19 protein-coding genes are annotated in these 22,487 nt (G+C 68.3%); 13 read left to right on the top strand and 6 right to left on the bottom strand.

The features are described 5' to 3' along the window. Nucleotides 1–6: 6 nt before the first annotated feature. The gene (locus ACFWAY_RS25725) at nucleotides 7–1,203 is read right to left on the bottom strand and encodes an Ig-like domain-containing protein (protein WP_378455005.1); all 1,197 of its coding nucleotides are present in this window, start codon (nucleotides 1,201–1,203) and stop codon (nucleotides 7–9) included. Nucleotides 1,204–1,461: 258 nt separating this feature from the next. Here ACFWAY_RS25725 and ACFWAY_RS25720 point away from each other — a divergent pair, with 258 nt between their 5' ends. Beyond that, the gene (locus tag ACFWAY_RS25720; RefSeq protein WP_378512648.1) at nucleotides 1,462–1,917 is read left to right on the top strand and encodes a MarR family winged helix-turn-helix transcriptional regulator; all 456 of its coding nucleotides are present in this window, start codon (nucleotides 1,462–1,464) and stop codon (nucleotides 1,915–1,917) included. Then, nucleotides 1,914–3,338 carry an MFS transporter gene (locus ACFWAY_RS25715; RefSeq protein ID WP_378455007.1) on the top strand — a complete coding sequence of 475 codons (1,425 nt, stop codon included), beginning with the start codon at nucleotides 1,914–1,916 and terminating at the stop codon, nucleotides 3,336–3,338. The genes ACFWAY_RS25720 and ACFWAY_RS25715 overlap by 4 nt, the downstream gene beginning before the upstream one ends. A gap of 8 nt (nucleotides 3,339–3,346) precedes the next feature. Here ACFWAY_RS25715 and ACFWAY_RS25710 read toward each other — a convergent pair whose 3' ends face one another. Next, nucleotides 3,347–3,925 carry a TetR/AcrR family transcriptional regulator gene (locus tag ACFWAY_RS25710; protein ID WP_378455008.1) on the bottom strand — a complete coding sequence of 193 codons (579 nt, stop codon included), beginning with the start codon at nucleotides 3,923–3,925 and terminating at the stop codon, nucleotides 3,347–3,349. Between the two features lie 68 nt (nucleotides 3,926–3,993). Here ACFWAY_RS25710 and ACFWAY_RS25705 point away from each other — a divergent pair, with 68 nt between their 5' ends. Beyond that, the gene (locus tag ACFWAY_RS25705) at nucleotides 3,994–4,464 is read left to right on the top strand and encodes a group II truncated hemoglobin (protein WP_378512647.1); all 471 of its coding nucleotides are present in this window, start codon (nucleotides 3,994–3,996) and stop codon (nucleotides 4,462–4,464) included. Here ACFWAY_RS25705 and ACFWAY_RS25700 read toward each other — a convergent pair. Further along, entirely contained in the window at nucleotides 4,452–5,579 is a 1,128-nt protein-coding gene (locus ACFWAY_RS25700) for a nitric oxide synthase oxygenase (RefSeq protein WP_378512663.1), read from the bottom strand. The two genes, ACFWAY_RS25705 and ACFWAY_RS25700, sit on opposite strands and share 13 nt — an antisense overlap. 141 nt (nucleotides 5,580–5,720) lie before the next feature. Between ACFWAY_RS25700 and ACFWAY_RS25695 the strand changes: the two genes are divergently transcribed. The 10 genes from ACFWAY_RS25695 to ACFWAY_RS25650 all read left to right on the top strand — a co-directional run bounded on the left by ACFWAY_RS25695 (nucleotide 5,721) and on the right by ACFWAY_RS25650 (nucleotide 16,759). After that, nucleotides 5,721–6,695 carry an LLM class flavin-dependent oxidoreductase gene (locus tag ACFWAY_RS25695; RefSeq protein ID WP_378512646.1) on the top strand — a complete coding sequence of 325 codons (975 nt, stop codon included), beginning with the start codon at nucleotides 5,721–5,723 and terminating at the stop codon, nucleotides 6,693–6,695. A 112-nt stretch (nucleotides 6,696–6,807) separates the two neighbouring features. Beyond that, nucleotides 6,808–7,824, top strand: coding sequence for a LacI family DNA-binding transcriptional regulator (locus tag ACFWAY_RS25690; protein ID WP_378512645.1), 1,017 nt, complete (start codon nucleotides 6,808–6,810; stop codon nucleotides 7,822–7,824). Then, nucleotides 7,825–8,829, top strand: coding sequence for a 2-hydroxyacid dehydrogenase (locus ACFWAY_RS25685; RefSeq protein WP_378455012.1), 1,005 nt, complete (start codon nucleotides 7,825–7,827; stop codon nucleotides 8,827–8,829). Beyond that, the gene (gene manD, locus ACFWAY_RS25680) at nucleotides 8,826–10,043 is read left to right on the top strand and encodes a D-mannonate dehydratase ManD (protein ID WP_378512644.1); all 1,218 of its coding nucleotides are present in this window, start codon (nucleotides 8,826–8,828) and stop codon (nucleotides 10,041–10,043) included. Before ACFWAY_RS25685 ends, manD begins: the two co-directional genes overlap by 4 nt. A gap of 5 nt (nucleotides 10,044–10,048) precedes the next feature. Continuing rightward, nucleotides 10,049–11,584 (top strand): mannitol dehydrogenase family protein, encoded by a 1,536-nt coding sequence (locus tag ACFWAY_RS25675; protein WP_378512643.1) that lies wholly within the window; start codon nucleotides 10,049–10,051, stop codon nucleotides 11,582–11,584. Between the two features lie 50 nt (nucleotides 11,585–11,634). Then, nucleotides 11,635–13,014: an MFS transporter gene (locus tag ACFWAY_RS25670; protein ID WP_378455015.1), complete on the top strand. Its 1,380-nt coding sequence runs from the start codon at nucleotides 11,635–11,637 to the stop codon at nucleotides 13,012–13,014. After that, nucleotides 13,011–13,628, top strand: a complete 618-nt coding sequence (locus ACFWAY_RS25665) for a bifunctional 4-hydroxy-2-oxoglutarate aldolase/2-dehydro-3-deoxy-phosphogluconate aldolase (protein ID WP_378455016.1) — start codon at nucleotides 13,011–13,013, stop codon at nucleotides 13,626–13,628. The genes ACFWAY_RS25670 and ACFWAY_RS25665 overlap by 4 nt, the downstream gene beginning before the upstream one ends. Continuing rightward, complete coding sequence (locus ACFWAY_RS25660; protein WP_378512642.1) at nucleotides 13,625–14,563, top strand: sugar kinase; 939 nt, start codon at nucleotides 13,625–13,627, stop codon at nucleotides 14,561–14,563. The genes ACFWAY_RS25665 and ACFWAY_RS25660 overlap by 4 nt, the downstream gene beginning before the upstream one ends. Before the next feature lie 35 nt (nucleotides 14,564–14,598). Continuing rightward, nucleotides 14,599–15,669 carry an L-idonate 5-dehydrogenase gene (locus tag ACFWAY_RS25655; protein ID WP_378512641.1) on the top strand — a complete coding sequence of 357 codons (1,071 nt, stop codon included), beginning with the start codon at nucleotides 14,599–14,601 and terminating at the stop codon, nucleotides 15,667–15,669. Between the two features lie 88 nt (nucleotides 15,670–15,757). Further along, nucleotides 15,758–16,759 carry an MDR family oxidoreductase gene (locus ACFWAY_RS25650; protein ID WP_378455019.1) on the top strand — a complete coding sequence of 334 codons (1,002 nt, stop codon included), beginning with the start codon at nucleotides 15,758–15,760 and terminating at the stop codon, nucleotides 16,757–16,759. Between the two features lie 21 nt (nucleotides 16,760–16,780). Here ACFWAY_RS25650 and ACFWAY_RS25645 read toward each other — a convergent pair whose 3' ends face one another. The 3 genes from ACFWAY_RS25645 to ACFWAY_RS25635 are packed head-to-tail and all read right to left on the bottom strand — an operon-like array spanning nucleotide 16,781 to nucleotide 22,368. Further along, on the bottom strand, nucleotides 16,781–20,002 hold the full coding sequence (locus ACFWAY_RS25645; RefSeq protein WP_378512640.1) for a carboxyl transferase domain-containing protein: 3,222 nt from the start codon (nucleotides 20,000–20,002) through the stop codon (nucleotides 16,781–16,783). Beyond that, on the bottom strand, nucleotides 19,999–21,708 hold the full coding sequence (locus ACFWAY_RS25640; protein WP_378512639.1) for an AMP-binding protein: 1,710 nt from the start codon (nucleotides 21,706–21,708) through the stop codon (nucleotides 19,999–20,001). The genes ACFWAY_RS25645 and ACFWAY_RS25640 overlap by 4 nt, the downstream gene beginning before the upstream one ends. Before the next feature lie 33 nt (nucleotides 21,709–21,741). Then, nucleotides 21,742–22,368, bottom strand: a complete 627-nt coding sequence (locus ACFWAY_RS25635; RefSeq protein WP_378455022.1) for a TetR/AcrR family transcriptional regulator — start codon at nucleotides 22,366–22,368, stop codon at nucleotides 21,742–21,744. Between the last annotated feature and the right edge of the window lie 119 nt (nucleotides 22,369–22,487).

Below are 22,487 nucleotides of genomic sequence, written 5' to 3'. Positions count from 1 at the left end.
CGCCTCCTATCCCGTTGCGTTACCTGCCTGCCACTGATCCCACGGGACCTCCCAGTCCCCGTACGTGTCCCACACGGGCAGGAGCGGTCCGCCCGAGTTGGTGACCTCGACGACGTCGCCGATACCGAAATGGTCGAACATCCACTGGGCGTTGGCAGGAGCCAGGTTCACGCAGCCGTGGGAGACGTTGCTGCTGCCCTGATCGCCCACCGACCACGGCGCCGAGTGGACGAACTCACCGTCGTTGGAGATCCGCAGGTTGAGATCGACCTTCTCGCGGTAATAGTCGGGATCGCCCGCGCAGACCCCGTACGTGCAGGAGTCCATGATGATGCTCTGCTGCTTGTCGGAGATCACGTGCGGACCCTCGTGCGAGGGATGGTCGGGGGAGCCGAGACTCATCGGCATCGCGTTTTCCTGAACGCCGTTGTGGAAGACGGTGAGCATTTCACTCGCGCCGTCTGCCTTGGCGACCCACGAGTCGTGCACGGTGTAGTCGGCGGAGTTGTTCTCGGCGCCGAAGACGCCGTCGCCCAGATCGACGCCGTAGACGTCGGCCTCGATGTGGATCTTGGTGCCCGGTGCCCAGTAAGCCGCCGCTCGGTAGTGTGCGTTCTGGTCGTCGGTCCAATACCAGGCGCCGGGCTGCGGCGGTGTCGTCGTCACGTGCAGTCGCTGTTGCGCCTCGGCCTTGTTCGCGACCGGTGCGGTGAATTGGAAGACCATCGGCTGGCCGACGCCGATGCCGGTGTCGGCGACCACCTCGGGTGCCGGGACGACGTTCGCGTACGCGGTGCTGCCCGGCGTCAACGTCGTGACGGTGAACGTCTGCTCGACCGGGGCGCCGTCGGGGTTGACCGCGTCCGCGACGACTGTGTACGTGGACCCGTAGCCGAGAGGTTGGCTGCTCGTCCAGTTCGTGCCGTCGGGCGTGAGGCTCCCGGCGACCGGTGTGTTCTGTTCCGCGGGATTCGTGACGGTTACGGAGGTCAGCTTGCCGCCCGTCGCGGTGACCACGATCGGGGTGGTCGGATTGATCGGAGCCCCGTCGGCAGCGGGGACGGCAATCGAGGCGGGCGCGGTCTGTGAGGTGGTCGGGGTTTCCGACGTGCCGGTGTCTCCGATAGTGCACGCCGTGGCCAGGAACGTCAGGGCCACCACCGCAACAATGCCGGCTGTCCGTGTGCGAAGAGTCACGATCACCTTCTTTCGGATCTGGGTCAGCGCTCGCCGTCCTCATACTGCCAGCGATTGTCTCGGAGTTTTCTGTGAGACGCCTGCCGCGCGTGCCCTACCTGCAGGAATTCGCGCGCGCGGATCCTCCCCTCGATGAGTTAGGCAGCAGTGCTGACTAATTTTCGTGCCTGAGTCGCCCCTTTGCCGCAGAAATCCCTGCTTGAGCCGCGGGAATAAAACAGCTAGACTGGCTAATGAACACGCACTGCGAGTGAGAGGCGAAAAATGGACGAGAAGGTCGATCGGTTCCGTGAGGACGTTGTTCTGTTCACCCGGCGCATCCGCACCCAGCGCGGCGGGCATCTGCTGACGCCCTCGCAGCTCCAGGCCCTCGCGCACCTCGACCGGGAAGGTCCGATGAGCGCGCGCGCTCTCGCCGACCTCGAGCAAGTGGCGCCGCAGTCAATCGCACGGACCGTCTCGATGCTCGAGGGGTCCGGAATGGTCTCCCGGACCGTGGACCCCCAGGATGCGCGAGCAAGCATAGTCGCGATCACCGCGCTGGGGTTGCAGACCCTCGTCGACGACCGATCCCGGCGTAGCGAATGGCTGACGGCCGCGTTCGCCGCCGAATTCACCGACGCCGAGCGCGACCTGCTCTTCATCGCCGGACGGCTGCTCCGCCGACTCGCCGGAACGCCCGAGTCGGCGCCGCAGCAGGAGTCACTGATGAACTCGTGAGCGCGACCGTCGCCGATACCGCACTCGCGCAGAAGTCCCCGTCCGTACCGTTCCGGGTCAGCGGATCCGTCGCCACCGGCAGCATCCTCCAACCATTGAACTCGTCGATGATCGCGGTGGCGATCGTCGGCATCGCCGCCCAGTTCGGCTCCTCGTCCGGGATCACGTGGGTGATCTCGGCGCTCTACATCGCCACCGCCGTCACCGCCCCGATGGCCGGGAAACTCGGCGCGCTGCTCGGCGCCCGCAAGGTGTACCTCGGCGGCCTCGCCCTGGTTGCGCTGGGCTCCGTGGCCGGTCTGCTCGCGCCCAGTGTCGGCTGGCTGATCTTCTCCCGCATTCTCGTCGGAATCGGGACCGCCACACAGTATCCCAACGCCATGACGATGATCCGCGGGTATGCGGAGCGGCACGGCGCGGAGCCGCGCACCGCGATCACGACGCTCGCGATCTGCAGCCAGGCGGTCGTGGCGCTGGGCCCGACGCTCGGCGGATTGCTCGTCGGGGCGTTCGGCTGGCAGTCGATCATGTGGATCAACCTTCCGATCGTCGCGTTCAGCGCGGTGGCGGTCACGAAATTCGCGAAGGTCGGTTTCATCGGCGGTGTGTCGGTCAGTGGTCGGCAACTGCTGCACGCGCTCGACGTGGCCGGGGTCCTGCTGTTCCTCGCGCTCGTCTCGTCGACGATGCTGTTCCTGTTGTCGCTCACCACCGATCCCGTGTGGTGGCTGATCCCCGTGTGGGCCCTGGTGCTCGCCCTGTTCGTTCAATGGGAACGGCGGGCGGACGAACCGTTCATCGACGTTCGGGCCCTGGCCCGAAACCGTGCGCTCAGCGCGACACTCGCCCGCACCCTCCTCACCTACACGGCGTTCTACTGTGTCTTCTTCGGAATCCCGCAGTGGTTGCAGTACTCCCGCGGAATGGGCGCCACCGAAGCGGGTCTGACGATGCTGCCCGTCGCGGTGGTCGGCATCGGCTCCACGCTGCTGGCGTCGCGAACGTACCGGCGGTACGGGGTGCGCCGAACGCTCACCGTGGGAACGTGCGCGCTCCTGGTGGGTGGCCTGCTTCTGGCCTCCGTGGAGAGCAGCACCGCCCCGATCGTCGTGCTCCTGCTCGTCGCCGCAGTACTGGGAATACCCAATGGATTCAACAACATCGGCAATCAGAATCTGATCAGCTCGGTCACGTCCGTCGAGGAGGTGGGCACGGCGATCGGGATGTACCGCACCGTGCAGTACATCGGGGCGAACCTGTCGGCTGTCGTACTACAGACGACCGCCGGTCACGTCGTCGGCGACGACGGACTGCACCGCACGGGCTGGTTCATCGCCGTCGCGGGCGTTCTCCTCCTCGCCGGTGTCCTGATGTCACGGAACATGGGGGACCGGCGGTCGACGAACGCGTCGACGGCGTAGCAACCGCGTCAGGTCGGCGGCACCCCGCCGACGGCCCGCCAGATCAGTGTCGCGGTCCGGGCCGGCCAGTCGGCGGGTGGGCGATCACCGGCCAACGCCCGGCCGTACCAACTGCCGGTGGCCATGCTGACGGCGACGTCGAGATCGGCGTCCGCGTCGATCAGCTTCAGTTCGGCGGCGCGGTCCAGGATTGCGCGGATGCGGCGCCGGCGCGGCGCCACCACCCGGGCGCGGTACTGCGCGCGGACGTCGGTGTCCGTCGTGTCCTGCAGCATCGTGCCGACCAACGACAACCGGCCGCTCCGCGACACCCCGCGCTGGAAGTCGGTCAGCTCCCGCACCAGATCCCCGAACGGATCGGCCGACGACCGCCCCGACTGTTCGTCGGCCAACTGCGCCACGACGGCCGCGGCGAGCTCCGACTTCGACGCCCACCGCCGGTACAGAGCCTGCCGGGTGGTGCCGGCCTCCGCGGCGATCGCGGCGATCGACATCGCGTCGTATCCGGCCCGGGACAATTGCCTGCCCGCCACTTTCAGCACGCGAGTGTCGATGTCGGTGTCGCGGCTGCGCCCGGTAACGGTCATGTTCGAACCTCGTTTCAATCCAATACTGATGTGTATTGTAATGGAGACGACGGAGATGAGGAGCTCCCATGAGCGATCAGGAAACACCGTCCCTGTTCGAATGGGCGGGCGGTGAGCAGTCGTTCCGGCGGCTGATCGACGCCTTCTACGACCGGGTCGAGCGCGACGAACTGCTGTCCCCGATGTTCCCCGGCGGAGTACACGAGGAGCATCGCCGCAACGTGACACTCTGGTGGTGCGAGGTGTTCGGCGGTCCACCCGGCTACACCGACCGGCTCGGCGGCTACGAGCGGATGCTGCGACACCACATCGGTCTGGGCATCAGCCCGGAGCAGCGGCACCGCTTCGCCGCGACGATGAGTCTCGCCGCCGACGACGCGAAGTTGCCGTCCGATCCCGAATTCCGCTCGGCCTTCATGGCATACGTCGAGTGGGGGACCAGGCTCGCGCTGCAGAACTCGAGCCCCGGCGCCGAGGTGGTCGAGCACGCGCCCGTCCCGCATTGGGGTTGGGGCGTCGCCCAGCCCTACCGCGGCTGACCGGAGATCGGGCAACCCGAGCTGGCGGCCGGGAGAAAGTTCGGACGGATATCCATGTCGGGTGCGTCGTAGAGCCGGTGGAACGTGGGGGTCAGCGCCGCCGACATCGGCGGGTTGATCCACGACCAGTCCGTCGGGCACTTCCGGCCGAGTGACTCTTCGCGTTCGACGTGACTGATGAACTGCTTCGCGACGGTGTGATGATCGACCATGTGCACACCGGCCTGCCGGTAACTGTGGATCACGGCGCGGTTCAGCTCGACCAGTGCGCGGTCGCGCCACAGCGTTCGTTCCGACGTCGTGTCCAGGCACAGCCGGTCGGCGATGGCCGGCAGCATGTCGTAGCGATCCTGGTCGCTGAGGTTGCGGGCCCCGACCTCGGTGCTCACGTACCAGCCGCTGAACGGGGCGAGTGGGTAGGTCAGCCCGCCGACCGAGAAGTGCATGTTCGACACGGCAGGCACGGCATGCCACTTGAGACCGAGATCGGCGAACCAGGCGTAGTCGGGGTGCTCGATCTCGACCTCGAGCACCAGCTCGGATGGAATCTCGTACCAGCGCAGCGTCTCGTCGGGGGTGCTGACCAGCAGCGGCAGCACGTCGAACGGCGTGCCTGCGCCCCGCCACCCCATCTTCGTCACCGCCTCGGTGATTCCGACCTGGGCGGGGTCCCCGGTCACCGTCCCGTCCGCGTGGCGGTAGCCGGCGTACCGGATGAGCTGCGGGCTGACGATCTTGTACTCGCGTCCGTCCGCCAGCGGTAGGGGACCGACCGTGATGACCGAGCGCAGGGCGCCGCCGTTCGTCGCGACCCGCAGGTGCTCCCAGCACGCCTCCGCAATCTCGTCCGCGGTGGTGACGTGCCGGGCATCGATAAGCTTCAGCGTGCGCCAGTGCTTGCGACCGACGCAGCGGGCGTGATTGCGCCACGCCAGCTGCGAGCCGACTTCCAGTTCCTCCACGGTGTGCTCGTAGCGGCCCGTCTCGGCCAGCGACTCCAGCGCGTCCGCGAGGCGGGCGGTGGGCAGGTGGGCCAGCTCGGGCTCGCTGAAGAACTCTGCGCACTCCCGCATCTGCGCTGCGGACCGCGACGTGACGTCCAGCGAGTACGACATAGTCCCTGTGCTGCTCACCATTGACCTCCCGGCGATCGTGGATCCTGCGGCGGTCAGTATGTCAGCGAAGCGGGCACACTCCTCCACCGACTGCGGACGGGGTGAGGAAATACCGTCGGCCGACGGACCGTTGCCTCGGAGGTGAAGCTCTCGATTCTGGACCGGTCCCGCACGCGCCGCGGTGCGCCCGATTCTGCCGCGCTGACCGGGACGATCGAGCGGGCTGTGCGCGCCGAGCAGCTCGGGTTCCATCGGTTCTGGGTGGCCGAGCATCACGCCGTGCCGGGCATCGCGAGTGGGTCGCCGCCGGTGCTGCTCGCGGCCCTCGGCGCGCGCACCGACCGGATCCGGCTGGGCTCGGGTGGGGTGATGCTGCCGAATCACCAGCCTCTCGTGGTGGCCGAGCAGTTCCTGATGCTCGAGGCGATGTATCCGGGCCGGATCGACCTGGGCGTCGGACGGTCGCTGGGGTTCACCAAGCCGGTGCGCGAGGCACTGCGGCGCGATCGCAACGCCCCCGACACGTTCGCCGACGACCTCCACGAGGTGCGGAGCTACCTCGACGGCAAGGGCGCCGTGACGGCCCGGCCCCACGTGACCAGCCCACCGCCGATGTTCGTTCTCGCCACCCGGCGCGGGCTCGACTTCGCCTCGAAGGCGGGTCTACCGGTGGTGGTCGGTGGGCCGATCCTCCGAGGGTCGGGCGCCCGCGTTCCGGAACTCGACCGGTACCGCGACAGCTTCGTCCCGTCCGCGGGACATCGGTCCCCGTACGTGATCGTCTCGCTCGAGGTCATGATCGCCGAGGACGAAGCCCGGGCCCGCGAACTGCTGCTTCCGGAGTCGTGGGCGCTGGCACAGTCCAGCCGGACCGGCGAGTTCCCGCCGCTCGAATCGGTCGCGGACATCCGGGGTCAGGCGTGGACTCCGCGGCTGCAGGAGCAGGTCGACGCCTCGATCGCGACCTCCGTTCACGGCACCGCCGAGCAGGTGAAGGTCGCGCTCGACGCCTTGGCCGCGCGTACCGGCGCGGACGAACTCCTGGCCTCGACGTCGACGTTCGATCGGGCCGCGCTGTTCGAATCCGACCAGCAGCTGTCGCTCCTGGACGTGTGAACGCGCAGGACGCTCACGGTTGCCGCAAGTCTTGCGCAAGTATTGACAATCTTGCGCAAGGCGATGGATAGTGTGTGTCGGCAGTCACAACGAACAGCGAGGCGGTAGCACCGTGGCACCCACCTTGACCGAGGTCGCACAACGCGCAGGGGTATCCCTGTCCACCGCGTCACGGGCGTTCAGTGCCCCGGACCGAATTGGACCGGACACGCTCGTGCGAATCATCGCGGTCGCCGACGAGATCGGCTACCGGGCGGCGTCACCGACCCGCAACGACGTCGTGCGCCCCACCGCCACCACCGTCGCGGTCGTGGTGCCCGACATCGGGCACACGGTGTTCGCGAGCTTCGTGAAGGCGGCGCAGGCGCAGGGGTGGCACCGGCGCCAGACGGTGCTCCTCACCGACACCGACGGCAGCGCCGACCGTGAGCGTGAGGTTCTCGGCGAGCTGCAGGGTCGCGTCGACGCGCTCGTGGTCTGCGCTCCGCGGCTGCCCGCATCGGACATCGTGCAGCTCGCCGGAGACACCCCCTTGGTGCTGGTCAACCGCTCGTCACCCGAATGCGATTGCATCGTGGCGGATTCCGAGGACGGAATTCGCCAGGCCGTCGACTACCTCGTCGCCCTCGGGCACGAGCACCTCGCCTACGTCCAGGGCTCGCCGCAGTCCTGGTCGAACCAGCGTCGCGTCGCCGCGGTCGAGGAATTCTGCAAGACCCGGGATGTGCAGCTGAGTCTGCTCGGCTGGCAGCAGGAAACCCTCGCGGGCGGCCATGCCGCGGCCGCGAGCGTGATCGCGACGGGCGCGAGCGCCGTGATCACACACAACGATCCGATGGCCATCGGAGTGATGAACGGCGTCCGCGCAATGGGCTTCTCGGTGCCGGCCGACCTGAGCGTCATCGGCATCGACGACTCGCCGCTGGCCGAACTCGCCAGCCCTGCCCTCACGAGCATCAACGTGCCGATGGCACGAGCCGGCGTGCTGAGTCTGGACCTGGTGTTCCAGCGCGCGAACGAGCCGGACTCCGATGTCCGAGAAATCCATCTCCCCACTCAACTGGTCGTCCGTGCTTCGGCCGGACCGGCGCACGATCGGGTGTTCCGCCCCGGAAAAGAGAGCCGCTAGATGAAAATCGTTGTTGCCGACAGCAACTTGATTCCGCACAGATCCCGGCTCGAGGCCGCAGTTCCCGACGAGGCGCAACTGTCCTGGCACGGCAGCTTCGACGAGGCCGCCCTGATCGAGGATCTGCGCGACGCCGACGTCTACGTCGGGGGAAAGTTCACACCGCCCATGGCGTCGTCTGCAGAGCAGCTGCGTCTCGTCCACGTCGCGGGCGCAGGCACGGACAACGTTGCATTCGACGCCCTGGCGCCGGACGTGCTGGTGGCGAACACCTTCCATCACGAGAAGTCGATCGCCGAGTACGTCGTGGCGGCCGCGGTGATGCTCCGGCGCGGTTTCGCGGCCCAGGACAAGGCACTCCGGCAGGGTGTCTGGGCGACCTCGGTCTACGACGACCGTCTCACGCAGTCGAATTCGCTGCAGGGCGCACGAGTGGGCTTCGTGGGGTTCGGCCATATCGGCCACGCCACGTGGAATCTGTTCCGAGCGTTCGGTGCGGCAGGAACGGCCGTGACCGGTCGTGGCAACGTCGACGCGCCGAGTATGGGATTGGACTGGGCTGCAGACGTTTCCCAGCTCGGTCGTCTCCTCGGCGAATCCGATGTCGTCGTGGTGTCCGCACCGCTCGACGACCGGACGCGGGGCATGATCGGCGTCGAGGAATTGCGCGCACTGGGCAGCGACGGTGTGCTGGTGAATGTCGGCCGTGGGCCTCTCGTCCAGGAGCAGGCACTGTTCGACGCACTGTCCTCGGCGTCCATCGCGGCTGCGGCCATCGACGTCTGGTACGACTATCCCGGCCCCGACGGTCGCGGGACGCCCAGCGCTCTGCCGTTCTCCGAACTCCCCAACATCCTGATGACACCGCATTCCTCCGGGGTCTCACAACAGACCTTCGTCGGCCGCGTCGACGACATCGCCGGCAACATCACCAGGCTCGCCCGCGGTGAGCAATTGCGCAACGTCGTCGCTCCCGCCGTCGGCTCGAAAGGATCACGAGCATGACCGACAAGATCATCTCCGCGGACGTGCTGGTCTGCAGCCCCACCCGCAACTTCGTCACCCTGAAGATCACCACGGCCGACGGCGTCGTCGGCTACGGTGACGCCACGCTCAACGGCCGGGAACTGTCCGTCGCGTCGTATCTCCGGGACCATGTCGCGCCCTTGCTGATCGGGCGTGACCCGGCGCGGATCGAGGACACCTGGCAATACCTCTACCGCGGTGTGTACTGGCGGCGCGGACCCGTCACCATGGCCGCGATCGGAGCCGTCGACGTCGCCCTCTGGGACATCAAGGGCAAGACCCTCGGCCAGCCCGTCTACCAGCTGCTCGGCGGTGCCGTCCGCGACCGGGTGCTCTCCTACACCCACGCGACCGGGTGGGACGCGCCCGCGCTGCTCGATTCCGTCGACGCCAAGCGCGAGAAGGGCTTTCAGGCGATTCGAGTGCAGTCCGGGGTTCCCGGACTGGATTCGGTGTACGGCGTGCACCAGGGCGCCGAGGGCTACGAGCCCGCGAGCCGGGGCGCCCTCCCGGCCGAGGAGGTGTGGGACACCGACGCGTATCTCAACCATGCACCCCGGATCCTCGAAGCCGTTCGTGAACACGTCGGCCCCGAACTCAAATTGCTGCACGACGCCCACCATCGGCTCACCCCGCAGCAGGCCGCGAGGCTGGGGAAGTCGGTCGAACACGTGGACCTGTTCTGGCTCGAGGACGTCACGCCGGCCGAGAACCAGGATGCGCTGCGTCTGGTGCGCAACCACACCACCACACCCCTGGCGATCGGGGAGGTCTTCAATACGATCTGGGACTGCCAGCACCTGATCACCGAACAGCTGATCGACTTCATCCGGGTGGCCATCGTCCACGCAGGCGGAATCAGCCACGTCCGCAAGATCTTCGCGCTCGCCGAGGTGTACCAGGTTCGCGGCGGACCGCACGGCCCGTCGGACGTGTCACCGATCTCGCTGGGTGCGAGCCTGCACCTCGGACTCGCGACGCCGAACTTCGGAATCCAGGAGTACATGGGTTACGACCCGCTCGTCAGCGAGGTCTTCCCCCACGCGTGGTCGTTCTCGGACGGGCACCTCACCCCCGGCGACGTTCCGGGTATCGGAGTGAGCATGAACGAGGAACTCGCGGAGCAGTATCCGTACGAACAGGCCTACCTTCCGGTCGCCCGGCGCCGCGACGGCTCCATGACGGATTGGTGACGAGCATGTCCGAACCGACGCTCTCGCGCCGAAATGTTCCCGCTGCGGCATTGATCCACCGGCGGGTGCCGGAAGGCACCGGGATCGTGCACCTGGGCCTCGGCAACTTCCACCGCGCGCACCAGGCGGTGTACACCGCGCTCGCGATGGAACGCGAACCCGGACCGTGGGGCATTCTCGGTGTCGCGAACCGCTCGCGCAACGTCGCCGATGCGATGAACGCACAGGACCTCCTGTACAGCGTCGTCGAGATCTCGCCGGAGGGCTCTCGTGTGAGCGTCCCGGGTTCGCACACCGGAACCCTGGTGGCCGAACAGGACCCGGAGTCCGTCGTCCACGCGATCGCGGACCCGGCGACGAAGATCGTGACGATCACGGTGACCGAACACGGGTACACCGTGTCACCCGAGACCGGTTCCCTCGACCTCGACTCCCACGCCGTTCGCCGCGACCTCGCCGGGGTGCGGACGCCCCGCACCACGATCGGGCAGATCGCCCGCGGACTGGCCCTGCGGGCGAGCACACACGCCGCCCCGGTGACTATCCTCAGCTGCGACAACCTGCTGTCCAACGGGCGCCAGACCGAGAGGCTCGTACGCGAGTTCGTCGGCACCTTCGCGCCGCCTTTCCGCGACGACCTGCTGTCCTGGATGAACTCGTCCGTGACGTTCCCCAACTCGATGGTGGATCGGATCGTGCCCTCCGGTTCGGACCACTACAACGAGGCGGCACTGGCACACCTCGGCGTGCGCGATACGATCGCCGTCCCCGCCGAGCCGTTCACGATGTGGGTCATGGAGGAGCGGTTCGCTGCCGGCCGTCCCGCCTGGGAGCACGGTGGCGCGCTGTTCACCGACGACGTGGAGCCGTACGAGCTGATGAAGGTCCGACTGCTCAACGGGACGCATTCACTCATCGCCTATCTCGGCGCACTCGACGGGCGGGCCACCATCCCCGAGTCCGTGGCGCAGCCGTTCGTCGAGGCCGCAGCACGGCGCATCCTGTGCGACGAGTACCTGCCGACGGTCACCGTTCCCGAATCGGTGGACACGGACGACTACATCCGGCAGCTCTTCTCGCGCTGGTCCAATACCGCTCTGGGACATCGCACCTCGCAGGTCGGCTCCGACGGATCGGTCAAGCTGGCGCAGCGCATCCCGATCCCGGCACTCGAACACCTCGGCCGCGGTACCGTGCCGCAATACCTGTCTCTCACGGTGGCGGCATACCTCTGCTGCATCGCCCCGCTGCCCGGGTTCGATCCCGGCCCCCACCCACGATCCATGACCGACCCCGCTCGACCGCGCCTGGCAGGAATGGCCGACAACGCCGCGTCCACTACAGAATTCGTTCGCTCCGTCTTCGTCGACGGAGGCCTGTTTCCCAGCACTCTCGCTTCGCACACCGAGTTCGTCTCGCGGATCGCCGACTTCGTCGACATCATTGCCCGCCACGGTCCGGCAGTCGCCGCCGGCGAAGCATCCGACCCGGTCCCGGACCTCGGGACCATCACGTCGCTGCAGTCCAGCGCGACCATCTGACTCCCTCACCCCTGCCCGGACATTTCCGGGAACCACCAATGGAGGAATCCATGGACACTACACTCGACCCCACGGTGAACCCGAAAACTCCCGGCCGCGCAGGCGGTACACCCCAGGCAGACCCGTCGGCGGTCCGCCGGGCGGCGTGGGCGGGGCTCATCGGCACGACGCTCGAGCAGTACGACTTCGTCATCTACGGCACCGCTTCGGCGCTGATCTTCAACACCCTGTTCTTCCCCAACATCTCGCCGGCGGCGGGCGTCCTCGCGAGCTTCAGCGCCTACGCCGTCGGGTTTCTCGCCCGTCCGCTCGGCGGCCTGTTCTTCTCGCGGTACGGAGAGCGTCTCGGCCGCAAGTGGGTTCTCGTCGCGACCCTGATGCTCATGGGCGGCGCGACACTGGGTATCGGCCTGCTGCCCACCTACAGTCAGGTCGGGCTGCTCGCGCCCGCTCTCCTCGTCGCGTGCCGGTTCTTCCAGGGCTTCGGCGCGGGAGCCGAACAGTCCGGTGGTGCAACCCTTCTGACGGAGACGGCGCAGATAGGCAGGAGAGGTCGGCTCGCCGCCCTGGTGATGACCGGAGCCGCGCTGGGCACGGCGCTCGGCGCAGTCGCGTGGATCGCCGCGCAACTCCTGCCGGAGGAGCAGCTCCTGTCCTGGGGCTGGCGTCTCGTCTTCATCAGCAGTCTGTTCGTCACCGTCGCCGCATTCGTCATCCGTCGCAAGCTCAACGAGAGCCCGGTGTTCCAGGAACTCAAGGAGCAGCACCACGTTCCGAAGACGCCCGTGAAGGAGATCTTCGCGAACGGCAAGAAGCCGCTGTTCATCGTCATGTTCATGACGATCGGCATCAGTGCGCAGTCGTACACGTACCAGGTCTTCATGGCGTCGTACCTCAAGAACGACGTGCACGTCGACCCCACGTTCATTCCCAAGGTGCTCCTGGTCGGGGCCATCTGCGGCGGCATCGCAGCGTACGGGTTCGGTCGTCTGTCCGATCGGGTGGGCCGCAAGCCGGTGTACATCTCGATCGTGATCGCTCTGATCATCCTGCCGGTGCCGACCTTCCTGGCCCTCAACACCGGCTCACACCTGTTGATCACGATGGCGATGATCGTCGGCTTCATCCTGGCCTGCCAGGGCGCCGTCGGTGTCACCATGAGCTACTTCCCGGAGATCTTCGGCTCCCGCTACCGCTACGCCGGCGTCACTCTCGGCCGTGAATTCGCCTCGATCTTCGGGGGCGGTGTCGCACCGCTGATCTGTGCGGCCCTCGTCACGGCGTTCTCCGGGTCCTGGATCCCGGTGGCCGTCTACATGATCGTGATGGCCGTGACCGTTCTGATCGCCTCGACGATGGCGCCGGAAACCCGCGACCGCGACCTCACGCTGGCCGCCAACGCCACCGACCGCGAGGTGACGGCGGCATGACCTCCTCTGTCATCGCGGTGCTGCGCGCCGCGCACGCCGACCGGTACGCCCCCGTCGTGACCGTCCTCGCCGAGAACGGCGTGCGCGCCGTCGAGCTGACGATGAGCACGCCGGGCGCCCTCGAGTCCCTGAGCAGCATCCGGCGCGACGCACCCGACGGCGTCGAGATCGGCGTCGGAACGGTCACCACCGTCGACCAGGCCCGCGCCGCCCTCGACGTGGGTGCCGACTTCCTCGTGACGCCGACGACCAACCTCGAGGTCATCGCCACGGCCGTGCATGCGGGAGTCCCGATCTACCCGGGCGGATTCACCCTGACCGAACTGTGGAACGGATGGAACGCCGGTGCGACCGCCGTGAAGCTGTTCCCGGCGTCGGTAGTCGGACCGGAGTACATCGGGCACCTGCGCGGGCCCTTCCCCGACATCCAGGTCGTCCCGTCGGGTGGGGTGGGCATCGAAGACGTCCCCGCGTGGATCGCGGCCGGAGCGGTGGCGGTCAGCCTCGGCGGCCCGCTGATCGGCGACGCACTCCGCGGTGGCGACCTCGGGCAGCTGGCCGAACGATGCCGGCGCCTCGGCGACGTCGTGGCCGAACTGGAGGTCGCGCGATGACGGTGCTGACCTTCGGCGAGACGATGGCCCTCACCAGGGCGGTGGACACCGGACCGCTCGCCCACGCGTCCACGCTCCACCTGGGAATCGGCGGCGCCGAATCGAACTTCGCGATCGCACTGCGGCGACTCGGCGTCGACGTCACCTGGATCGGACGTGTCGGCCAGGACAGCCTGGGCGACCTGATCGAACGGGAACTCCGGGCCGAGGGAATCACCGCCGACGTCATCCGCGACCCGGATGCACCGACCGGACTGATGGTGAAGGAGCGGCGAACCGCCACCGCCACCCGTGTCTGGTACTACCGGACCGGCAGCGCGGGGTCGCGGCTCACCACGTCGGACATCGCGGACGACCGCCTCGAGTCGGCGTCCCTGCTGCACGTCACCGGCATCACCCCCGCCCTGTCCGACTCCGCCAGGAAGGCCACTCTGCATTGCGTCGAACGGGCACGCGCGCTGGGCATTCCGGTGTCGTTCGATCTCAACTATCGCCGCGCGCTGTGGTCGCCGGACGATGCGGGTCCCGTCTTCCGTGAGCTGATCGCGTTGTCGGACATCGTCTTCGCAGGTGAGGACGAGGCCGCGATCGCGGTGGGCGAGGGCACCCCCGCCGAACTCGTTGCCCGTGTCCGCGACCTCGGACCACGCGAGAGCATCCTGAAACTGGGAGACCAGGGGTGCCTGGCGATCATCGACGGAGAGACGTACGCCCTGCCCGCGGTGCCGGTGAGCGTGGTCGACTCCGTCGGGGCCGGAGACGGTTTCGTCGCCGGCTACCTCGCGGAACGCCTGGCCGGCGTGGCACCCGCCGACCGGCTGACAACCGCTGTCACGGTCGGGGCGTTCGCGTGCACCGTGTCCGGCGACTGGGAGGGCATGCCCCGACGAGACGAACTCGGCCTCCTCACCTCCGCGGAACCCGTCACCCGATGACAAGCTCCGATCTCCGACAGAACTGGACTTCACCGATGAACACCAGCCCGACCACCGCTTCCGAAGCCGTCGAGGTTCCGACGCACGCGCAGGCGGTCGTCGCCCACGGTGCGCAGGACCTGCGCGTGGAGGAGGTGCCGATCGCCGCACCGAAGCCGGACGAAGCGGTGATCCGCATCGCCTACGGCGGGATCTGCGGATCGGATCTCCACTACTGGCAGCACGGCGCCGCCGGCGAGTCGATCCTCCGCGCACCGATGCGGCTCGGACACGAGGCGTCCGGCACGGTGCTGATCGGCGCGACGGACGGAAGCGGTCCCGGCGTCGGCACTCCCGTCACCATCCATCCCGCGACGCCCGGCGGCGACAGCGCGAAATATCCGGCCGATCGCCCCAATATTTCCCCCGGATGCACGTACCTGGGCAGCGCGGCACATTTTCCGCACGCGGACGGGCTGTTCGTCAGCCACGTCGCTGTCCCGACTCGCATGCTCCGGGTTCTTCCCGAGGGTCTCGATCTTCGTCTGGCCTCACTGGCCGAGCCGGCGAGCGTGGCGTGGCACGCGGTCGCGCGGGCAGGGGACGTGAAGGACCGGTCGGTCCTCGTCATCGGTGCCGGACCCATCGGCGCGCTCGTGGTGGCGGTACTGAAGCGAGCGGGTGCCGGGAAGATCACGGCGGTGGACATGCACGAGTACCCGCTGAGGATCGCGCGCGCCGTGGGCGCGGACGCGACCCTCACCGCCACCGACGCCGACGCCGTCGCCGCGGTGGAAGCAGATGTCACCATCGAATGCTCCGGCAACCATCGGGGTCTGGCATCGGCGATACACGGAACGGCACGCGGCGGCCGGGTCGTGATGGTCGGACTGCTTCCCTCCGGCGATCAGCCGGTACCCGTATCGATCGCGATCACCCGGGAACTGGATCTGGTCGGCTCGTTCCGGTTCAACGACGAGATCGACGAGGTGGTGGCCGCCCTCGCCGACGGCTCGCTGGTGGTGGATCCGATCGTCACGGCCGAGTACGACGTCGCCGATGCGCTCACCGCGTTCGCGTCGGCCAAGGATGCGTCCTCGTCGAGCAAGGTGCTCCTCCGGTTCTGATCCCGGGATTCTCGCCCCGGCCTCGTCTGCGGGGCACGGCTGTCGCATGATGGTCTCCACGCACCCCCGAGGTCAGGAGAGCAAGCTGATGAAGGAATTCACCGCCTGGATCGCTCGCGAGAACGAGGGCGCCATCGGCCTCTCCCAGGAGACGGTCGGCGAGTCGTTCCTGCCGCAGGGCGAGGTCACGATCCAGGTCGAATACTCCAGCGTGAACTTCAAGGACGCGCTCGCGCTCACGCCGAAGGGCGGAGTCGTCCGCGAGTACCCCATCGTGCCCGGCATCGACGTGGCAGGCACCGTCGTCGAGTCGCAGTCGCCGGAGTTCTCCGTCGGTGACACGGTCATCGCCCACGGCTACGACATCGGCACCGCCCGCCACGGCGGGTACGCGCAGTTCGCCCGCGTCCCGGCCGACTGGGTGGTGAAACTCGACGGCATGTCCACCCGCACCGCCGCCGCGATCGGGACCGCCGGTTTCACGGCCGCGATGAGCGTGGAGGCACTGCTGTCCCGTGGCGTCGAGCCGGGCAACGGTCCGGTGCTCGTGACCGGCGCGAGTGGCGGCGTCGGCACCGTCGCCGTCGACCTGCTGTCGGCGGCGGGCTTCGAGGTGGTCGCGTCGAGCGGAAAGCCGGAGAAGGCGGAACTGCTCACCGAACTGGGTGCGAGCAAGGTGATCGGACGCCTCCCGGAGCCCGACACGAAGCCGCGCCCGCTCGGCAAGGCCGAGTGGGCCGCCGCAGTCGACTGCGTCGGCGGCGCCACTCTCGCACATGTGCTCAGCACCATCGAGTACGGCGGCGCGGTCGCGGCGAGTGGGCTGACGGGCGGACCGAAGTTGGAGACCACGGTCCTGCCGTTCATCCTGCGCGGTGTCAGCCTGCTCGGGATCGACTCGGTGCAGTACCCGATCGAGCAGCGACGTCGGCTGTGGGGCCGTCTCGCGTCCGACCTCGCACCGTCCCGGCTCGAATCGATCACCCACGACGTTCCGATCGCCGACGTCGTCTCGGTGATCGACCAGGTGCGAGCCGGCACCTACTCGGGCCGGGCCGTTGTGGGCTTCGCCCCCGTGAGTACTTATTAACGTCCCGCGGTTAATAAGTACTCACGGGCGCCGGAGGCGCACGATCCAGGCACGGGAGTCGGCCGGGTCGATCACGTCGTCGAGTTCGAAGATCGTCGCCGCGTTCAGGGCCTTCCCGTGCTGGTAGGCGGCGTCGACGAGTTGCGCGAACGCGGTGTCGCGCTCGGCGGGGTCGTCGATGGCCTCGAGTTCCTTCCGGAATCCGAGCCGCACCGCGCCCTCCAGTCCCATCGCCCCGATCTCGCCGGTCGGCCACGCGACCGTGAACTCGGACGCGTGGAAGGAGCCGCCCGCCATGGCCATCGCGCCGAGGCCGTACCCCTTGCGCAGGATGATGGTCCCGAACGGGACGGTCATCCGCGCGCCCGCGACGAACAGTTTGCCGAACCGGCGAACCGTGGCTTCTTTCTCCGAGTCGGGGCCGACCATGAATCCCGGTGTGTCACACAGTGAGACGACCGGCAGGCCGAACGATTCGCACAGCTCCAGGAAGCGGGCCATCTTGTCCGCCGCGACCGCGTCGATCGCGCCGCCGAGGTGGTGGCTGCTGTTCGCGACGAGCCCGTACGGCGCACCCTCCACCCGGATCAGTGCGGTGACGATGCCGACGCCGTGGTCGCGGCGCAGTTCGAGGACCGAGCCGACATCGGCGATGGCCTCCACGGCACTGCGAACGTCGTAGGCGCGCAACCGGTTCTCCGGGACGACGTGGCGTGCCAGCCGCTCGTCGGGTGCCTCCCACTCGGGAAGCGCGCCCTGGAAGTACGACAGGTATTTCTTCGCCAGTTCGACCGCGTGCACCTCGTCCCGGGCGAGCAGATCGATGACGCCGTTGCGCCGCTGCACGTCGACGGGACCGATGTCCTCCGGCCGGTACACACCGAGTCCGCCGCCCTCCACCATCGCCGGGCCGCCCATGCCGATGTTCGCGTCGGGGGTGGCGATGAGGACGTCGCAGACTCCGGCGAGGGCGGCGTTGCCCGCGAAGCAGCGTCCGGAGACGACCGACACCAGCGGAACCTTCCCGTTCAGCGCCGCCAGCGACCGGAAGGTGTTCAGGTCCAATCCCGCTGCCGGGCCGGCGTCGGTGTCGCCGGGCCGTCCGCCGCCGCCCTCGGCGAACAGGACGACCGGGACCTGCTTGCGGCCGGCGAGTTCGATCACCCGATCCGTCTTCGCGTGGTTGCGCATGCCCTGGGTTCCGGCGAGCACCGTGTAGTCGTACGACAGCACCACCGCCTGGGCGTCGTGCGGACCGAACACGTCACCGTTGACGGTGGCGAGCCCGGCGACGAGACCGTCGGCGGGGGTGTTCTCGATCAGGTCCTGCTCGGAGCGGCGGCTGCGCTGCGCGGCCAGGACCAGGGGCCCGTATTCGACGAAGCTGCCGGGGTCGACCAGATCGTCGATGTTCGCTCGTGCGCTGCGCCTCCCGAGCTTCGTGCGCTTCGCGATCGCGGCGGGCCGGGCGGCGTCGAGGGTCACCTCGTGTCGCTGCCGGATCTCTGCCAGGTCCGCGCGCTCACGATCCAGATCGGTTGCACTGTCGGCGACGTCACCGGCGTCCGACCCCGTGCGGCGGATCACGATCAGCGGGTCGCCGGCGTTGACGGTCTGCCCGGGCGACACCAGATTCCGCTCGACCACCGCGCCCGCGGGGGCGGCGATCACGTGCTGCATCTTCATGGCCTCGAGCACCACGAGTTGGGCACCGGACTCGACGGCCGCACCTTCGCCGGTCGACTCCACGACGGTCCCGGCCAGGTGGGCGCGCAGCACGTCCTCACCCGCCCGCAACTCGAGCGCCTCCGACGCCACCTCCGCCGGCTGGTGCACCTGGGCGGCGTCGACGAGCGCACTCATCCGCTCGGCGAGATGGTCGGTGCCGACGACGCCGTCGGCGAAGCCCGGATCCGCCAGAATCGCCCGGAGGAAGCCGATATTGGTGGGGACGCCCTCGACGACGAACTCGGCGAGCGCCGCATCCGCCTTGCGCACCGCGGCCGAGAACGACGCGCCCCGCGAATGCACGATCACCTTCGCGAGGAGCGAGTCGTACCGCGGGCTCGGTGACAGTCCGGGCCGCCCGTAGGTGTCTACGCGGACACCCGGTCCCGTCGGCGGGGAGAAGACGGACAGGGTGCCCGCGGCGGGGACGGCCTGACCGTCGGGGCGCATCGTCTCCATGTTCACCCGGGCCTGGATGGCGATTCCGCGCGCGGCAGCGTGTGTGCCCGACGTGTCGAGCCCCATGGCGCTGATCCCGTCGGGCAGCGACAGTTCCCCGTAGTCGGCTCCCCGGGCGATGTCGATCTGCACGGCGACGAGGTCGAGGCCCGTGACTTCCTCGGTGACCGTGTGCTCCACCTGGATTCGGGGATTGACCTCCAGGAAGACGAAGCCGTTGCGGGACAACAGGAATTCGACGGTGGCGAGTCCCCGGTACCCGACACTGGCACACAGTCGGGTCGCTGCCTCGTGCAGTTCGCTGCGCAGTCCCGGGTCGAGCCCCTGCGCGGGGGCGATCTCGACGAGCTTCTGGTGGCGGCGCTGCATGCTGCAGTCGCGGTCACCGACGGCCAGGGCCCGCGTCACGCCCGCCTGCGGTGCCGCCACCACCTGCACCTCGATGTGCCGGGCGCCGTCGAGAAGTGCCTCGGCGAACAGTGCCGCGTTGCCGAATCCGAGTTGCGCCTCGGACGCACACAGCCGGTACGCCTCCTCGATTCGGTCCGCACTGCGGACGCCACGGATGCCGCGACCGCCGCCGCCCGCGAGCGCCTTGATCATGATCCCGCCCGGGTGATCCGCGAAGAACGCGCGGACGCCGTCCAGGTCGGTGGGACCGTTCGTTGCGGCGAGCACCGGCACCTTCGCGGCCACGGCGGCCTCGCGTGCCGACGACTTGTCGCCGAAGATGTCGAGCACTTCGGGGCTCGGACCCACGAAGGCAAGCCCGGCCTCGGCGCAGGCGCGTGCGAATTCGGCGTTCTCGCTGAGGAATCCGTAGCCGGGATGCACCGCGGTGGCACCGAACTCCGCGGCCGCGTCGAGAATGGCCGGAGTATCCAGGTAGGCGGACGGGCCGGCACCGCGGAGCGCGACCGCTTCGGTCGCCGCGCGCACATGGGGACTGTCCGCGTCGTCCTCCGCGTAGACGGCGACGGTGTCGACCGACATCTCCTCGGCGGTGCGGATGATGCGGAGCGCGATCTCGCCACGATTGGCGACCAGCAGGATCACTTGTACTCCTCGGCCAGAGCGAACAGGTCGGCCTTGCGGACCTTCCCGGTCGCCGTCATGGGTAGGGCGTCGAGCACCTCGACGGTGGGGACCTTGTAGGTGGCCATGTTCCGGGCCGCCCACTCCCGCAGTTCCTCACCCGAGACCTGACGGTCGGGGAGGAGCTGGACGAACGCGAACGGTACCTGACCCTTGCCCGGATCGGGCTTCGGAACCACCGCGGCCGACTGAATGTCGGGATGCAGCATGAGCAGTGCCTCCACCTCGGAGGGGAACACGCTCATTCCATTGGTCTTGATCATTTCCTTGTTGCGCGCCAGATAGTGCAGTGCGCCTTTGTCGTTCAGCTTGCCGACGTCGCCGGTCTGAAGCCATCCGTCGCGCAGCGCGGCAACGGTGGCGTCGGGTTTGCCGTAGTAACCGGTGAGCAGCGACGGACTGCGCACGATGATCTGTCCGGATTGCCCCACCGGCACCGGTGCCCCGGCCTCGTCGACGATCAGCACGTCGGTGCCCGGAACCGGAAGTCCGCAGAACACGGGCTCGCTGAGCAGATCCTCGTCGTCGGTCTGGAAACCGAGCGTGATGGTGTCGGCGGTGTGCGTCTCCGTCATTCCGTAACTGGCCTCCCGCAGCACGTGACCGGTGGCGTCGCGCCAACGACCGCGAATCGCGGGGTCGAGCTTGAGTACGAACGACACGGCCATCGCGTTGTCCAGGGTGGAGAAGTCCCGTTCGGTGAAGCCGGGCAGATCCATCAGTTCCACATAGTTGTCGACCGTCCCCATTATCGACGTCACACCACGACTTTCGACGAGCGTCGCCGCGGCCTCCGGATCCCAGCGGTTGAGCAGCACGACGGTGCCGCCGTTGATCAGCGGATACAGGATGCCGAAGTCCTCGCCGGCGATCCAGAAGACGGGCAGGAACCCGAGGACCACCGGGGGAGCCTCGCCCACCTGCCTGCCGCCGGCCAGTGTCGCGGTGGCGGCGGTGTAGACCATGTGCGCCTGCGTGTGTTCGCAGCCCTTCGGCATCCCGGTGGTGCCTCCGGTGTAGTTCAGTGCCGCCAACGCGTCGGGCTCCATCGGAATCGGTTCGGCGCGTGGGGAGTTCACGATCTCCACCCAATCGGTGGGTGCGGAGGTGAGGGGGAACGGCGGTGCGACGCTGGGTTCGGCGGGCAGCAGGTCCGACAGGGCGGTGATCGCGACGTGCCGCAACGCGGTCTGGCCGCGCACGGAGTCGACCATGGGTGCGAACGAATCCTGCGTCAGCAGGATCTCCACGCCGGCGTCGTCGAGTTCGTACGCGAGTTCGTGCTCCCGGAACAACGGGTTGATCGGGACGTGGACGGCGCCGATCTTCAGGATCCCGAGCAAGGCGACATGGAACTGCGGACAGTTGGTGAGATGGACGCCGACGCGGTCGCCGGCGGCCGCGCCCCGCTGCAGGAGCCAGCCGGCGAAGCGGTCCGACAGTTCGTCGAGTTCGGCGTAGGTGATGGCACGCCCGTAGAAGTCGATCGCGACCGTCTCCGGTCGTGCCGTCGCCCAGTGCCGCAAGTAGTCGATCACGGTGCGGCCCTCGATCGGGTACTCGACTGTCCGCGGTACCTGCGGTGGCCACGCGGCGTCCTGGAGTTCGCGTATCTCGGCGAGGGCCAATTCCAGGGCCGCGGGGTCACTCGAAGGCGAAGTGGGCATACCGAACTCCCGATTCTGTGCGGATGGTCGTTGCTAGGCGAAGCCGATGAGTCTTTCGGAGATGGCGGTCAGGTCGGCGGTGTACCGGCGTTGTTCGCGGGCCGTCGCGTCCACCAGTCGGGCGGCGCCCGCGAGTTGGGCGTCGGCGAGGGTCTGCGCGATGCGGGCGGGCGGCGCGCACGGCGTGACGTCACACGTGGCGATGATGCGCTCGATGAACCGGGTGTAGCGGCGGATGAGCCGGGTCTGCACGGTGGTCCAGCTTCGGCCGACCTCGGGGTCGAGCCGGGCGCGGTGCCTGATCAGTTCGAGGACGCGTCCGTTGGCATACACGGCCTCCACGAACGCTTTGGTGGTGGTGCGCAGCACCTCTCGCAGGTCCTCGCTCGCCGGTCCTTCCACGTGCTGCGACTCGAGGAACTCCTCGCACACGTCGGCGGCGACGGCGTGGAACGCCTCGTCCTTCGACGAGAAGTAGGCGTAGAACGTTGCCCGCGACACTTCGGCCTGGGTGGTGATCACCTCGACGGTCGTCCGGTCGTAGCCGAGTTCGGCGAAGCAGGCGCTCGCGGCGCGGAGGAGTTCGCGGCGGCGGGGGCCGTCGTTGTCCTTACGCGCCGACCGCGCCCGTTCCTGCGCCTCGCTTGTGGTCACGGTCACAGTATGTGTTGATGTTGACGTCAATGTCAATAGCTGCGGAGGCCCACGTGGTCGCTGCGGCACGGCCGACTCGCGCTGGCCGATGAGATGCGCGGCCATCGCCATTGCCAGCGGGTCGG

Origin of the sequence: Rhodococcus sp. NPDC059968, from assembly GCF_042738615.1 — a bacterium.
Classification (GTDB): domain Bacteria; phylum Actinomycetota; class Actinomycetes; order Mycobacteriales; family Mycobacteriaceae; genus Rhodococcus_F.
Note: the sequence above shows the minus strand (reverse complement) of the source record. Positions and strands in the feature narration are given on the sequence as shown.

Coding starts and splice junctions, on each gene's coding strand:
- ACFWAY_RS25720 (WP_378512648.1), top strand. CDS start 1,462: ATGGACGAGAAGGTCGATCGGTTCCGTGAGGACGTTGTTCTGTTCACC.
- ACFWAY_RS25710 (WP_378455008.1), bottom strand. CDS start 3,925: ATGACCGTTACCGGGCGCAGCCGCGACACCGACATCGACACTCGCGTG.
- ACFWAY_RS25705 (WP_378512647.1), top strand. CDS start 3,994: ATGAGCGATCAGGAAACACCGTCCCTGTTCGAATGGGCGGGCGGTGAG.
- ACFWAY_RS25700 (WP_378512663.1), bottom strand. CDS start 5,579: ATGTCGTACTCGCTGGACGTCACGTCGCGGTCCGCAGCGCAGATGCGG.
- ACFWAY_RS25685 (WP_378455012.1), top strand. CDS start 7,825: ATGAAAATCGTTGTTGCCGACAGCAACTTGATTCCGCACAGATCCCGG.
- manD (WP_378512644.1), top strand. CDS start 8,826: ATGACCGACAAGATCATCTCCGCGGACGTGCTGGTCTGCAGCCCCACC.
- ACFWAY_RS25675 (WP_378512643.1), top strand. CDS start 10,049: ATGTCCGAACCGACGCTCTCGCGCCGAAATGTTCCCGCTGCGGCATTG.
- ACFWAY_RS25670 (WP_378455015.1), top strand. CDS start 11,635: ATGGACACTACACTCGACCCCACGGTGAACCCGAAAACTCCCGGCCGC.
- ACFWAY_RS25665 (WP_378455016.1), top strand. CDS start 13,011: ATGACCTCCTCTGTCATCGCGGTGCTGCGCGCCGCGCACGCCGACCGG.
- ACFWAY_RS25660 (WP_378512642.1), top strand. CDS start 13,625: ATGACGGTGCTGACCTTCGGCGAGACGATGGCCCTCACCAGGGCGGTG.
- ACFWAY_RS25655 (WP_378512641.1), top strand. CDS start 14,599: ATGAACACCAGCCCGACCACCGCTTCCGAAGCCGTCGAGGTTCCGACG.
- ACFWAY_RS25650 (WP_378455019.1), top strand. CDS start 15,758: ATGAAGGAATTCACCGCCTGGATCGCTCGCGAGAACGAGGGCGCCATC.
- ACFWAY_RS25640 (WP_378512639.1), bottom strand. CDS start 21,708: ATGCCCACTTCGCCTTCGAGTGACCCCGCGGCCCTGGAATTGGCCCTC.